This is a genomic window from Candidatus Stoquefichus sp. SB1, assembly GCF_001244545.1.
In the GTDB taxonomy this organism is placed as follows: domain Bacteria; phylum Bacillota_I; class Bacilli_A; order Erysipelotrichales; family Coprobacillaceae; genus Stoquefichus.
Window position 1 is genome coordinate 587,318 of the sequence record NZ_LN852696.1, and the last position, 12,886, is coordinate 600,203.

Genomic DNA, 12,886 nt, shown 5'->3' on the forward strand with positions numbered 1-12,886 from the left:
AATGCCTACAGGAGTGATTATTAATGCTTGTTCCGTTTTATTTGGTGGAATAGCTGGAGCATTAGTTGGACATAAACTAAGTCCAAAATTTAAAACAGAGATTAATCTTATTTTTGGTGTTTGTTCGATGGGGATGGGAATCAGTTCAATTGGACTGATGAAAAATATGCCTGCTGTTATCTTTGCGATTATTATTGGAACAGCAATCGGATTATTGTTACATTTAGGGGATTGGATTCAAAAAGCAGCAACTTTGATGCAAAAACCAATCGCTAAAGTTTTTAAAAACAGTTCTGAATTAAGTGAAGAGGAGTTTTTAACACAATTAGTGACAATTATTGTTTTATTTTGTGCTAGTGGAACAGGTATATATGGCTCTTTAACTGCTGGAATGACGGGTGATAATTCTATCCTCATTTCAAAATCAATTCTTGATTTCTTCACAGCAGCCATCTTTGCCTGCAACTTGGGATATGTTGTTTCTGTTATTTCCATTCCTCAATTCTTTATTTTCTTTGTATTATTTTTATGTGCTGGTTTCATCTTCCCAATGACTTCACCAGATATGATTGCTGATTTTAAGGCGTGTGGTGGCTTTCTCATGTTAGCAACTGGTTTTAGAATGGTTAAACTCAAGAATTTTCCAATTGCTGATATGATCCCTGCAATGGTCATTGTCATGCCATTAAGTTATATTTGGATGGCTTATATTATGGCGTTGGTGTAATATGAAAAAAATTGTTGTGGGAATAAGTGGAGCGAGCGGAATGCCACTTGCTATTCATTTATTAAAAGTGTTACGAACAAATCCAGACGTTGAAACCCATTTGGTTATCAGCACTGGTGCACAAATGACAATCTTGCAAGAAACGAATATGGCAATTGCTGATGTACTGGCTTTAGCTGACTATGTTTATGATAACCATAATGTTGCAGCAAGTATTGCCAGTGGAACGTTTGAAACAGCAGGGATGATTGTTGTGCCATGTTCAATGAAGACAGTTGCAGGAATTGCGCATGGGTATTCTGATAATTTACTATTGCGAAGTTGTGATGTGACAATTAAAGAACAAAGACAATTAATATTAGTGACCAGAGAATCACCTCTGTCACCAATCCATTTAGAGAATCTGACACATTTATCTAGATTACATCATGTCATGATTATGCCGCCTATGCTAACATACTATAACTTACCTCAAACAATTGAAGATATGGAAATACATATGATTGGTAAAATCCTTTCTCAATTTGGTATTGAAGTTGATCAGTTTAAACGCTGGCAATAAGAAAAGCAGCCTTCATGACTGCTTTTCTAAAATTTTATGGGTTGTAAAGTTTGAACAAATTTTTCAATAGCATCTCTATGTTGAGAATTTAATGAATAATAAAGTTGAATATCACCATGAATATTTTCAGTGAATGGAAGAATTTTGACTTGATTGAGATGAAAGATATGTAATGATTTTTTCATTAATAATGCAATCCCATTGTTTTCACTAGCCCCGCTTAAAATGGTTTCCATTCGTCCATGTCTATTAATAATAGGATCAAAGCCAGCTTGATGACATGCTTCTATTGCAAGATTAGAAATGCTCGTATAAAGAGGTGGCAATAACAATTTTTCATCTTTTAACTGGGCTATTGATAATTGTTGAAGATGTGATAAAGGATGTTGTTTAGAAACAGCAGCGACTAAACTATCTTCATAAAGTAATATATGCCCAAAAGAATCAAGTTCTTCATAATGTCCTCTTAAAATATAAATATCATAATCATGATAATCTAATTTATGATGTAAGTCACGCTCTTCAATTTCATCTATTATCAAATGAATATGGGGATATTTTTGGGTAAATTCATTTAATTTATGTGCCAAGTCATAATGTGAGAAGATTGGAAGCATGGCTATTTTGATTGTATTATGTTGTTTATCTTTTATGGAGTGTAAATGGTCTAACATTTTTTCATGGTCTTTCAAAATGACTTTTACATCTTTTAAAAGGAGTTGACCTTCATGTGTAAGAGTAATCTGACGATGACTGCGATCAAAAAGCAAAAGACCTAGTTCTTCTTCTAATTTGGCAATTTGTTTAGATAAGGCAGATTGTGTGATGTTCATTTCTATTGCAGCTAGTGAAAATGTTTTATGAACACTCACTGCATAGAAATATTGTAATTGTTCAATAGTCATAATATTCACCTATTCCTTAGAAAAATATTTTATCATAATTTGTAAAGAAAGGAAAAGAAAAGATGAGAGAGAATCGTATGGAAAGGACATTCAAATGGCTGGGGAATGACCTGGTTATTTGTGTCTATAATCAAAATGCACATATTGGTAGTATCGTCACTGGACAACCTTATATTAAGGAAAATGAAGTTCATGTCACTTTGAATACATGGAATCAATTAGGACATAAGGATGATATCATTGCAACAATGTATGTGAAGGCAGCAGTCAAGAAGTATCGTTGTGTTGTGAGTTGTATTTGTGGAATTCATTTAGATAATATAACTGATGCACAAATGCAGGCGATATTTGATTGGGTACAAGAAGATATAAAAACATTGTCATAATCACTTTCTATAATAAGAGAAGTGATTATTTTTTTCAGTTAGAAAAATAGTCTTTTCATTATATAGGTATGCTATAATATATGTATATTTTGCAGTTGCAAAAGAGAGGGGAGAATTATCATGAAAAAATGGTATGATGAGGAATATGAATGGGAAATTGAAGTTATTGGATTTCTTCGCAGTGATCATACAGAACGATATTGTCGTAATGGAGAAGAAATAGGGGATAAGTATACATGTACATATGGTTGCCCCGTAAATCAGGATGGGCAGGGTATCTGTTCAAAAGTCATGACAGTGATGTTTCCTATTATGGAAGCTGTCAGAAGTGGTGGGGATTTAAGAAATATCGGTGGCGATACTCCATATAGTAAAGATATCGTTTGTCCAGATGGCTGTGTTTTGTTTAGAATGACAGCAAAGAAACTTGATAATGAGAATTTTTATAAAGGTAAATTTTTTGATTAAGACAATTATCAAAAAGAATGGAGATGAAGGATATGCAGGATTTCTTTCAAGCATTAATAAGTGATAAAAAAAGTGAGGCAATTCCTCAAGAATATAATTATTTTGAAAAGTTAATTGGACAATGGCAAATAGATTATTTTGATAGTCAGATTTCACATGTTATAAAAGGTGAGTGGCATTTTGCATGGGTGCTTGAAGGAATGGCTATCCAGGATATAATTATCTTGCCTGAATATGAATATGGAACATCATTACGTATTTATAATCCTAATACACATGCATGGGATGTTGCTTACGGATATACAGGAAAAATAATCCGACTTGAAGCGAAAAAGCAAGATGATCAAATTGTTCTTACATTTATAGATGACGAGACAAGAAAATGGGTTTTTGTTAAGATTGAGGATAATTATTTTCATTGGCAAAATATTACAGTAAAAGATGATGGTGAATGGCAGATAAATGCAGAAATATATGGTAAGCGTATGTAATGAATGACCATATCAAAGAATGAAGAGAATATTTATAGGTATCATATTATGTTAAATTAAAAAAGTGTGTAACATATGAAATATTGACTAAGTTTTTATTGAAATGTGATGAAACTTAAATAGTTTAGAGAAAAGATGTCTGTAGATATGAAGATGAAGGGGAGGAAAAACAAGCATATGAATATAGAAAATGAACAAGAGTTTATTCAAGGCGCCTTTTTTGAGTTATTAAATAAAGGATGGATAAAAGGGGATTTGAAGCCATCACTTATAACAAAACAAGATATTGAAAAATTAGAAGAAAAATATCAAATAGAGATACCATCACTTTATAAAGAATTTTTAATGGCCTATCAACTTCCAAAATCAATTGTTAATGATCATTTATTTAAAATAAGTGGTATAGTTAATAGGGATAAAGTTGAGGGATTGGAGCCATTATGGTTAATATTAAATCGTATTAAAGATGTAAAATCTTTAGAAAAAATAATTGATGAGTTCAGGTCAATAGCTATTGATTATTGTGAAGCACCAGAAGGTTCCTATCTTCATTTTTTACCTATTGGTGATTGGGGCGCAGGATGGGGACCATTGTGTATTGATTTGAAACTTGCAAAAAAGAAAGCAAATAAAGATGATGAATCAACATGGTCACTTGTTTGGTTTGATCATGAGGAGTTTGATTGGAAAGAAGAATATTTAAAAGAAGATGGATTACTGTATGGAAGACCTGCAGTTCCAGATTTTCAAACATTATTAGAATGGTATTTCATAGGTACACTTGAACAGGAGTTTGAAAATCAATATCAGTTAAAGTTGGATGTTCAAAAACTATCAAGCTTTGAATTTTGTGGATCCTATTGGGAAGATAAATGGAAAGATAATGATATGTAATGAGATATTATAAATGAGAATTTTATGGAGGAAAAGAAATATGGATTTCATGAATGAACTTTTGAATTGTCTTAACCGCATTGACTACGATGCATTTGATGAAGACTATCTAGATGAATGTCTTGACAGTAGAGATTGTGACCCATTTGATACTGAATGGTGTCGAGTTGATGAAGAAATAAAAGCATTGAAAAATGCTCAGAGCTATACTCATAAAAATAAAGAAGAACAAGATAAAATAAGAGAAAAAGCATTCATGATAATTGAGGAAAATATCGAGGGTGAACTGTCGGATTATGTTTCCGATGATTTTGGATTAATTTATGACAGTATTGTATTAAACTATAAAGATGAATGGCTTAATAAACTTATTGCAGCATATAAAAATAAAAAAATTCCTACTGGAGAACTTTAATGCAATTCTAGTTTATAGAAGTTATAAAGATGAGAAAGAATGAAAATTTGCAAAGGAGATATTTTATGGGAAGTTTAGATAGTATGTTAAACATTGGAAAAGAAATGAAAACAAAACTTTTTTCAATTGGTGTTGCTTCATCAGAAGATTTAATGAGGCTAGGGAGTAAAGAGGCGTTTTATCGATTAAAAAAACAATATCCAAATGTATGCTTAGTTCATCTATATGCATTACAAGGTGCTATTGATAATGTTGATTATGATAAACTTTCAGATGAAGTTAAAGTTGATTTAAAGCGATTTAGTGACAGTATTAAAGAAAAATAGAAGTGTACAAATTCGAGTTTCCTGATGAAGAGTGATGAAAATTAGAATTTGTAAAAGAAAGACAGGTATTGAGTCATGGGAGCATGGATAAACTTTTCTAATGTTATTAATATAGGAAACAAAACAACATCTAACGGTGTTATTAATACATTATCTTATAAAGATATAGATAAAAATAAAATTCAAGAAATTGTAAATAACAATAAAATTGAAGTGCTTCAAATTGAAAGTAATTTACCTAAAAAAGCATTTAATGTTATTGATAAAATATTAGAATTAAGACCAGATATCTCATTTAGAGTATTTAATATTATGGGAGATAATACTTTTGATTTAGATGATCTTTCTAATATGAAATATTTAACAAAATTAAAGTTAGATGGACATCTAGCAAATAATCCTAAAGCAATTGAGATTGAAAAGGTTTGTAACCTTAGTAACATTAAAGAATTATCAGTTAATTTATTTGATTTAAAAGATTATAGTTTTATTAAAAATTTAAATCCCAATCTTGAAAGTATTACAATAATTGCTGATACAATGAGAGGCACACCATTATTTGATTGTAAGTGGCTATTGCCATATAGAAATCTTAAAAATGTTTTTCTGGGAAAAAAAGCAAGGAAAAATTTAAAAAAAATTAATGAATTACCGAATTTAAATAGATTGATTCTTCGAGGAATAAAAATTGATGACTTTTATTTTTTAGAAAATACTAATATAGAATTATTATCGATACTATGGTGTAGTGTAAATGATTTTAATTCAATAGAAGTTTTAAAAAAATTAAAGTATTTGGAATTATGGAGAATTCCAAAGTTAGAAGATATTTCTATCATTGAAAAAATAGAAAGTTTAAAAAGTTTGAAATTACAAGATTTAAAACATCTACAAGTATTACCAGATTTTTCTAGTATGGATAATTTAAAAGATATATCTATAATAAATACGCCAATTGATAAATCTAAAATACCATCTAAAATAAAAATTTTAAAATAATTACTCGTTCAATTAAAATTTATAATATATAATTCATAGAATGATTACAAGTATTATATGAGCAGTAATGAAAGAGGATTTTGGTTGTTATTTTCAGTAGTTATTTAAAAGGAGGAACATATTAATGAAAAATAAATTCCAGTTTTTAATTTATAAAATTCCTAATGATGAAATGTCAGTAAATGCGCTAATAAAAGATGAGACAATTTGGTTGACTCAAAAAGGAATGGCAGAATTATTTGGAGTTGGTATTCCTGCAATAAGTAAACACCTAAAGAATATATTTGATGAGCAAGAATTAGATGAAAAAGTGGTTATTTCCAAAATGGAAATAACCACTCAACATGGAGCAATGAGTGGCAGGCAACAAAAAAAACTAACACGATTTTATAATTTAGATGCCATTATATCAGTTGGGTACCGAATTAATTCAAAACGAGCTACAAATTTTAGAATATGGGCAACAAGTATTTTAAAGGAATATATGATAAAAGGATTTGTGTTAGATGACGAAAGATTGAAACAGGGTGAAACAGCGTTTGGAAAAGACTATTTTAGAGAACTTCTTGAAAGAGTACGTTCAATTCGCGCGAGTGAAAGAAGAATATGGCAACAGATCACCGATATATATGCTGAATGTAGCATAGATTATGATAGTGAGTCCCCAACTACTCGTGATTTTTACGCAATGGTTCAAAATAAGTTTCATTATGCTATTACTGGTCAGACTGTTGCAGAGATTATTTTTTCAAAAGCAGATCATAATGAGGATAATATGGGATTAACAACATGGAAAAATTCTCCTGATGGACGTATTTTAAAAAGTGATGTTACTATTGCTAAGAACTATCTAAGTGAAAAACAAATAAGACAATTAGAACGTACTGTCACTGGATATTTTGATTATATTGAAGATTTAATTGAAAGAGAAACCACTTTTACTATGAATGATTTTGCGATAAGTATTAATGAATTCTTATCTTTTAGAAAATATGATATATTACAAGGTAAAGGTTCTATTTCAAAGAGTCAAGCAGACAAGAAAGCTATATTAGAATATGATGATTTTAATAAACATCAACATATAATATCGGACTTTGATAAAGAACTTAAAAAGTTAATAAAAAAATAGGTGCTTTGATTTATTAGATAAATTAGAATTTGTAAAGGAGATAAACGCTATGAATTTAGAGGAGTTAAGAATAGATTGTGCAATAAAGCAAAAGAAAGGTATTCATTTTATTTCAGCTTCTATTATTATCTGGATTTTAGTAACAGTGATACAAATATTAGATTTACCAATTCTTACTAAGAACTTGTTTACATTTTGTTGTACTGCGCCATTATTACCTTTAGCATTTTTGATGTCTAAATTTTTCAAAATTCAATTTCAAGACAAAACGAATCCACTAAATAATTTAGGTATATTATTTTCAATTAATCAAATGTTATATTTGTTAATTGCAATGTGGGTTTATCCAACAGTACCAGAGAAAATGCTCATGGTTATTGCCATGATTTTTGGGGCGCATTTGTTGCCTTATGGCTGGCTATATAAATCAAAATCTTATGTATTTATGTCTGTTATTATTCCTATTGCATCATTAATTGTGGGCTGCTATTCTACAAGATATGTGTTAGCGTTGATGATGATAGTTTTTGAAATTATATTTACAGTATTGCTCATAATAGAAAATAGGAAAATAAGAAGTTTAACATAACATTGCTACAAATTACAGATTATGGAAATTATAAAAATTTATACGTATAGAGGATAAATATATGGACGAAAAATATAAGTTAATAAAAAATGAATGTCTAAATTCAGATATAAGAAATCCAATTGAATTGATTTTAAGTATAATGAAGAAAGATTATATTCATATGCATGGACCAGAACATCATGTATTAGATGGTTCTTGCTTTTTAACAGCTATGCATAATGCAGGTGTTGAATTTGATTTAGATAAAGCATTAGATGAAATGATAGTGAGAGGTCAGAAAATGCCAGGGGCTACCTGTGGTCAATGGGGAATGTGTGGTTCTTCTGCTTCTGTTGGAGCAGCGTTAGCAATTATTCATGAAACTGGACCTTTAAGTCATAATCAATATTACAAAGATAACTTAAATTATGTGTCAAAAGCATTGGGAAAAATTGCAGATATAGGTGGTCCAAGATGTTGTAAAAGAAATGCATTTTTATCTATATTAACTGCTATTGATTTTGTTAAAGAGCAATATGGAATTGAATTAGTTAATCAAGAAGTCAAATGTACATTTTCAAATAAAAACAAGCAATGCATAGGTATAAGATGTCCGTTTTATAAGGATGGAACAGAATGATTAAGTGCTATTTTTGAAATAGATATAGTAGTCATCAGGGGATATCATGTTGATTGTTTATATCTTCCTTGTTTGCATAGAGAAGATCTAACTGGTGATAAAATTTGTAAATGTGGAGAGAAAAGATATGAAAAACAAAGAGGAGATGCAAAAGATTATTACATTTGGTGATTATACAATTTTAATTGAACTTCCTAATAGGAATAAAGATTTAAGTTATTCAAAAGACAATAATATTATTTGTTTTAAATCAGGAAAAGTCGTTTGGCAAATACAGCAATTGCTTGAAGAATTTTCAATAAATAATCATTTAAATTACTTTAGTGATATATATTTCGATATTACAAAAGAAGATAATGGCGAATTAAAATGCATTGGTTTTACAAATCATTGTATTATTGATGTATATCAACAAAAGATTATTTCCATTATCAATAATCGTTAAATTATCATTTGTGGAATTGGATAAGCAGATGTAAAATATTGTGTTGAAAAGGACGTTACAGATATGACAAGAGAACAACAAAGACAATTAAGAGAACTAAAGAAAACATTACCTAAGATATTGAAAGAAAAAATCAAGAAATATAAATTTAAGAAAAAAGATTATATGATCTGGTTTCAAAAAGAGGATATGTTTTTAACATGTTTGATAAATGTTGGCTTTACAATGGATGGAAGATTTATCTGTGATACAAAAGAAAATATTAAACCTCTTTGGATTGATGATTTGTTGTGGAATTTCTTAAATATGTCAAATAATAAAAAAGAGCCATTGAGCTTACGTGCCGTTGGTGCTTTTACTGTACATGGTGTAGAGATATATCAAAGGTATGATGAATTACCAAATGGAAGCTTACAAGAATTAGAAGAATATGTTGAGGAGTATTTGGAGCATTTTTATCAAACTATTCAGACAATTCAATTAGATTCATTTTATGAGGGTATTTCCAATTCACCTTATCACGAAGAATTAAGAATTGCTTTAACTTATGTATATCATCAACAATATGATAAAGCTATCTCGTATCTTGAAGATAAAGGAGATGGCATTTTCTGTAATTGTAATTTATGGATTCATGACGGCATCAGAGAATTTTGTGAGAGTCAATTATCTAATCATCAAATTGGAATTTATAAGGAAGAACAAATGGAACAGTTTTTAAAAGAAACACCTATGCTCAATTTTTCTGCACATAATATTCAGCAATTGATAACGAAGAGAGAATGGAATAGGGTTGATGAATATCAGAGAGTAAAACAAATCTATAATTTTGTCCGTGATGAAATTCTATTTGGTTATAATGTAGATGATAGTATTCCTGCATCAAAAGTACTTGATGATGGATATGGACAATGCAACACAAAGGGAACTTTATTTATGGCTCTGCTTCGAGGAGTTCATATTCCTTGTCGAATACATGGTTTTACTATTGATAAGAAATTACAAAAAGGAGCAATGACAGGTCTTATATACAAACTTGCTCCTCAAGATATTTTTCATAGTTGGATTGAAGTCTATCTAGATGGGATATGGTATGAATTAGAAGCATTTATATTGGATAAAAAGTACCTTTCACAATTACAGCGTATAAACTCACAATGTACAGGTGCTTTTTGTGGCTATGGTGTCGCTGTGAAGAATTTTCATAATCCTGTTATAGATTTTGAAAAAAACAATACTTATATTCAAAGCGAAGGCATTAACCAAGATTTTGGAAATTATGATTGTCCAGATGATTTGCTTAAAGAACATCATCAAGAAATGTCGGTACTGAAATCTTTTTTATATAGAAATATGGGAAGACATTTCATGAATAAAAATATCAGAAAAATCAGAAATGCAAAATGATAATTCTTATAGATTTGATTTAAAACTAATAAATGAGGATTAAGGAGTACTATAGAAATGGATTTGATACAATTAAAAATAAAAAATGATCATTCAATTATTAAATACATTAAAATTATGAGAAAGTTTGATAGTTCTCTATCTGTTGGGACTATAAAAAAGAGGATAGAAGACAATGATTTTGTGATAGCATTTGATTTAGAGTATTATGATGTTGTAGAAGATATTAATGGAATTGATAAAAAAGAACTTTTTGACAATATGATAAATGAGCTCAGTCAGGCAGGAGCAGAAATTGATATATATCAAAATGAAGAGTTAATAACCTTAGAAGTTTTTCATAATTGGCTAGAATCATTAAAGCAAACAAGTCAACAAATAGAATGTGATATAGATAGAGAGTTAAATTCTCATTGAGTGAAAGAATAATGATAATAAGTAGAGAAGAGTATGGGTGATAAAGAATGCCAAAATGTTTAAAGGAAAAAGTTCAACGCATTATCAGTGAACGTCATTTATGTAGTTATATGAATAATACGAAATGGAATGAGTTAGTTACAGCAATCAAACAAGAAATGCCATTTCCTCCACCATTTGATATAAAATATCTCACCGAAGAGAATACGTTTTGTCATTATCTTGATGACGGTGATGTTGATTATTGTGGTGATTGGAGTAGTGCATTTCCACCTCAAGAGTATTATTTTCAGATTGAATGGATTCATGTTCGTCCTCGTTATTTAAAATATCGTGGGAGATTGGTTGAACCAGAAGTTATTGATGGGAGTGAGATATTTGAATCTATCTTAAAAAGATATCATATTTTCTATGAAGAAAAAGATGGATTATATTGTATCTATGGTTATCGTTAAATTTGAATTATTTATCAATAATGATTAAAGATGAAAAGGAGACTTATATGAATCATGATTTTATTAATTTAACAACAGAGAATCTTGCTGATGAACATCTATGTTGTATTATTCGTAGTAAAAAAATTCATCCAGGAATAGAAGCAAAAAAACAATGGTTATCTGAACGATTAAAAGAAGGACATGTTTTTAGAAAACTCAATGAAAAAGCAACAGTTTTTATTGAGTATGCACCACTTGAAACAGCGTGGGTTCCTATTGTTGGAGATAATTATTATTATGTATATTGCTTATGGGTTTCTGGAAATTATAAGGGACAAGGCTATGGCAAAGAGTTAATGGAGTATTGTTTGACAGATGCCAAAGCAAAAGGGAAATCTGGAATTTGTATGTTGGCATCAAATAAACAAAAACATTGGCTTACAGATCAAGCTTTTGCTAAAAAATTTGGATTTAAAGTTGTAGATACAACTGATTATGGATATGAATTACTTGCTCTTTCATTGGATGGAACATTGCCACAATTTACCCAGAATGCGAAGAATGGTGTGATTGATCGTCAAGAATTAACAATTTATTATGATATGCAATGTCCTTTTATCTATAAAAACATAGAAATTATTAAAGAATATTGTGAAACAAACAGTGTTTCAGTATCTTTGATTCAAGTTGATACATTACAAAAAGCAAAAGAATTGCCATGTGTTTTTAATAATTGGGGTGTATTCTATAAAGGAAAATTTGAAACAGTGAATCTCTTGTTGGATACTGCTGCATTGAAGAGAATTCTAAAAAAATAAGCATTTCAATTGATTATGTTAAAGAAATGAGCATTTTTGACAATTGCCATTGGTAGAGTTTATCCTTATGAAACGATATAATATAGAATATAAAAAATAAGGAGGAAATAACAATGAATCTAGGAAATAGTTTATTTCATGCGAGAAAAAGATGTGGACTTTCTCAAGAAACAGTCGCAGAAAAACTAGGAGTGAGTAGACAGACAATATCCAAATGGGAAACGAATGAAACACTTCCAGATATCCGTCAGTCGAAGAAAATGGCAGTTCTTTATAACATGTCATTAGATGAACTCATTGATTTTGATGTTGATATCAAAGACATTCAAGAGATTATTGAAAAAACCAGTGAGGAAACAGAAGCAAAAATTGATTGGACAAAAGCGTGGGGAAAGAAATATCCTATTTTGCTTCATTATCAAAATCAAGTCAATATTCCCTATTATGCTCATGGTATAAGTCAGATGTTAGATGAATTACGACGAGAATATCAATTGAATGAATTAGATGCAATGCTAGTTCTTAAAGACATTTTGGCAAATGTTTGGAAAAGTCGTCAGAATCAATCCAAACAATAAATGGTACTCATTTCAAGAAAAGTAAAGAATACCGTTATGATGAATTCATAACGGTATTATCAATTTTTTAAAACAATTATAATGAAATAGAAAATTGCCAGGTTCTTTAAAAAACATTAATATCCAAACTTAGAATAATATCTCATATATTTATCAAGTAGTTTCTCTTGTTTGCAATTCTGATAAGAAATATAATAATAAAAAAGATGTACAATCTTTAAAAAAGAATAAATAAAGATTTGATGATTGTCGATGAGTGTTTTATGAA

At 29.5% G+C, this 12,886-nt stretch carries 19 protein-coding genes; 18 read left to right on the top strand and 1 reads right to left on the bottom strand.

The window, feature by feature from the left end; all coding sequences use genetic code 11:
* Position 1 precedes the first annotated feature (1 nt).
* Entirely contained in the window at positions 2 to 727 is a 726-nt protein-coding gene (locus BN1865_RS15285; protein ID WP_050638125.1) for a DUF554 domain-containing protein, read from the top strand.
* Position 728: 1 nt separating this feature from the next.
* Positions 729 to 1,289: a UbiX family flavin prenyltransferase gene (locus BN1865_RS15290; RefSeq protein WP_050638126.1), complete on the top strand. Its 561-nt coding sequence runs from the start codon at positions 729 to 731 to the stop codon at positions 1,287 to 1,289.
* A 26-nt stretch (positions 1,290 to 1,315) separates the two neighbouring features.
* Here BN1865_RS15290 and BN1865_RS15295 read toward each other — a convergent pair whose 3' ends face one another.
* Positions 1,316 to 2,194, bottom strand: a complete 879-nt coding sequence (locus tag BN1865_RS15295; RefSeq protein ID WP_050638127.1) for a LysR family transcriptional regulator — start codon at positions 2,192 to 2,194, stop codon at positions 1,316 to 1,318.
* Between the two features lie 77 nt (positions 2,195 to 2,271).
* On the opposite strand from BN1865_RS15295, the gene lpdD reads away from it, so the two are divergent.
* The 16 genes from lpdD (at position 2,272) to BN1865_RS15375 (ending at position 12,618) form a co-directional block, all read left to right on the top strand.
* Positions 2,272 to 2,580, top strand: coding sequence for a prenylated flavin chaperone LpdD (gene lpdD, locus BN1865_RS15300; protein WP_082190041.1), 309 nt, complete (start codon positions 2,272 to 2,274; stop codon positions 2,578 to 2,580).
* A gap of 120 nt (positions 2,581 to 2,700) precedes the next feature.
* The gene (locus tag BN1865_RS15305) at positions 2,701 to 3,048 is read left to right on the top strand and encodes a TIGR04076 family protein (protein WP_050638129.1); all 348 of its coding nucleotides are present in this window, start codon (positions 2,701 to 2,703) and stop codon (positions 3,046 to 3,048) included.
* A 17-nt stretch (positions 3,049 to 3,065) separates the two neighbouring features.
* Positions 3,066 to 3,539, top strand: a complete 474-nt coding sequence (locus BN1865_RS15310) for a hypothetical protein (RefSeq protein ID WP_232780415.1) — start codon at positions 3,066 to 3,068, stop codon at positions 3,537 to 3,539.
* A gap of 177 nt (positions 3,540 to 3,716) precedes the next feature.
* Positions 3,717 to 4,433, top strand: a complete 717-nt coding sequence (locus tag BN1865_RS15315; protein ID WP_050638131.1) for an SMI1/KNR4 family protein — start codon at positions 3,717 to 3,719, stop codon at positions 4,431 to 4,433.
* A gap of 40 nt (positions 4,434 to 4,473) precedes the next feature.
* The gene (locus BN1865_RS15320) at positions 4,474 to 4,848 is read left to right on the top strand and encodes a hypothetical protein (protein WP_198527293.1); all 375 of its coding nucleotides are present in this window, start codon (positions 4,474 to 4,476) and stop codon (positions 4,846 to 4,848) included.
* Positions 4,849 to 4,913: 65 nt separating this feature from the next.
* Entirely contained in the window at positions 4,914 to 5,174 is a 261-nt protein-coding gene (locus BN1865_RS15325; RefSeq protein WP_050638133.1) for a TfoX/Sxy family DNA transformation protein, read from the top strand.
* A 75-nt stretch (positions 5,175 to 5,249) separates the two neighbouring features.
* Entirely contained in the window at positions 5,250 to 6,173 is a 924-nt protein-coding gene (locus BN1865_RS15330; RefSeq protein ID WP_050638134.1) for a hypothetical protein, read from the top strand.
* A 124-nt stretch (positions 6,174 to 6,297) separates the two neighbouring features.
* On the top strand, positions 6,298 to 7,305 hold the full coding sequence (locus tag BN1865_RS15335) for a virulence RhuM family protein (RefSeq protein ID WP_050638135.1): 1,008 nt from the start codon (positions 6,298 to 6,300) through the stop codon (positions 7,303 to 7,305).
* 49 nt (positions 7,306 to 7,354) lie between these two features.
* The gene (locus BN1865_RS15340; RefSeq protein ID WP_050638136.1) at positions 7,355 to 7,894 is read left to right on the top strand and encodes a DUF7010 family protein; all 540 of its coding nucleotides are present in this window, start codon (positions 7,355 to 7,357) and stop codon (positions 7,892 to 7,894) included.
* Positions 7,895 to 7,955: 61 nt separating this feature from the next.
* Positions 7,956 to 8,516 carry a DUF5714 domain-containing protein gene (locus BN1865_RS15345; RefSeq protein WP_050638137.1) on the top strand — a complete coding sequence of 187 codons (561 nt, stop codon included), beginning with the start codon at positions 7,956 to 7,958 and terminating at the stop codon, positions 8,514 to 8,516.
* A 127-nt stretch (positions 8,517 to 8,643) separates the two neighbouring features.
* Positions 8,644 to 8,961: a hypothetical protein gene (locus BN1865_RS15350; RefSeq protein ID WP_050638138.1), complete on the top strand. Its 318-nt coding sequence runs from the start codon at positions 8,644 to 8,646 to the stop codon at positions 8,959 to 8,961.
* Between the two features lie 63 nt (positions 8,962 to 9,024).
* Positions 9,025 to 10,368, top strand: coding sequence for a transglutaminase-like domain-containing protein (locus BN1865_RS18825; protein WP_232780416.1), 1,344 nt, complete (start codon positions 9,025 to 9,027; stop codon positions 10,366 to 10,368).
* Between the two features lie 57 nt (positions 10,369 to 10,425).
* The gene (locus BN1865_RS15360) at positions 10,426 to 10,785 is read left to right on the top strand and encodes a hypothetical protein (protein ID WP_050638139.1); all 360 of its coding nucleotides are present in this window, start codon (positions 10,426 to 10,428) and stop codon (positions 10,783 to 10,785) included.
* 47 nt (positions 10,786 to 10,832) lie between these two features.
* On the top strand, positions 10,833 to 11,240 hold the full coding sequence (locus tag BN1865_RS15365; RefSeq protein ID WP_050638140.1) for a DUF6678 family protein: 408 nt from the start codon (positions 10,833 to 10,835) through the stop codon (positions 11,238 to 11,240).
* Positions 11,241 to 11,287: 47 nt separating this feature from the next.
* Complete coding sequence (locus BN1865_RS15370; RefSeq protein ID WP_050638141.1) at positions 11,288 to 12,040, top strand: GNAT family N-acetyltransferase; 753 nt, start codon at positions 11,288 to 11,290, stop codon at positions 12,038 to 12,040.
* A gap of 113 nt (positions 12,041 to 12,153) precedes the next feature.
* The gene (locus tag BN1865_RS15375) at positions 12,154 to 12,618 is read left to right on the top strand and encodes a helix-turn-helix transcriptional regulator (RefSeq protein WP_050638142.1); all 465 of its coding nucleotides are present in this window, start codon (positions 12,154 to 12,156) and stop codon (positions 12,616 to 12,618) included.
* Positions 12,619 to 12,886 lie beyond the last annotated feature (268 nt).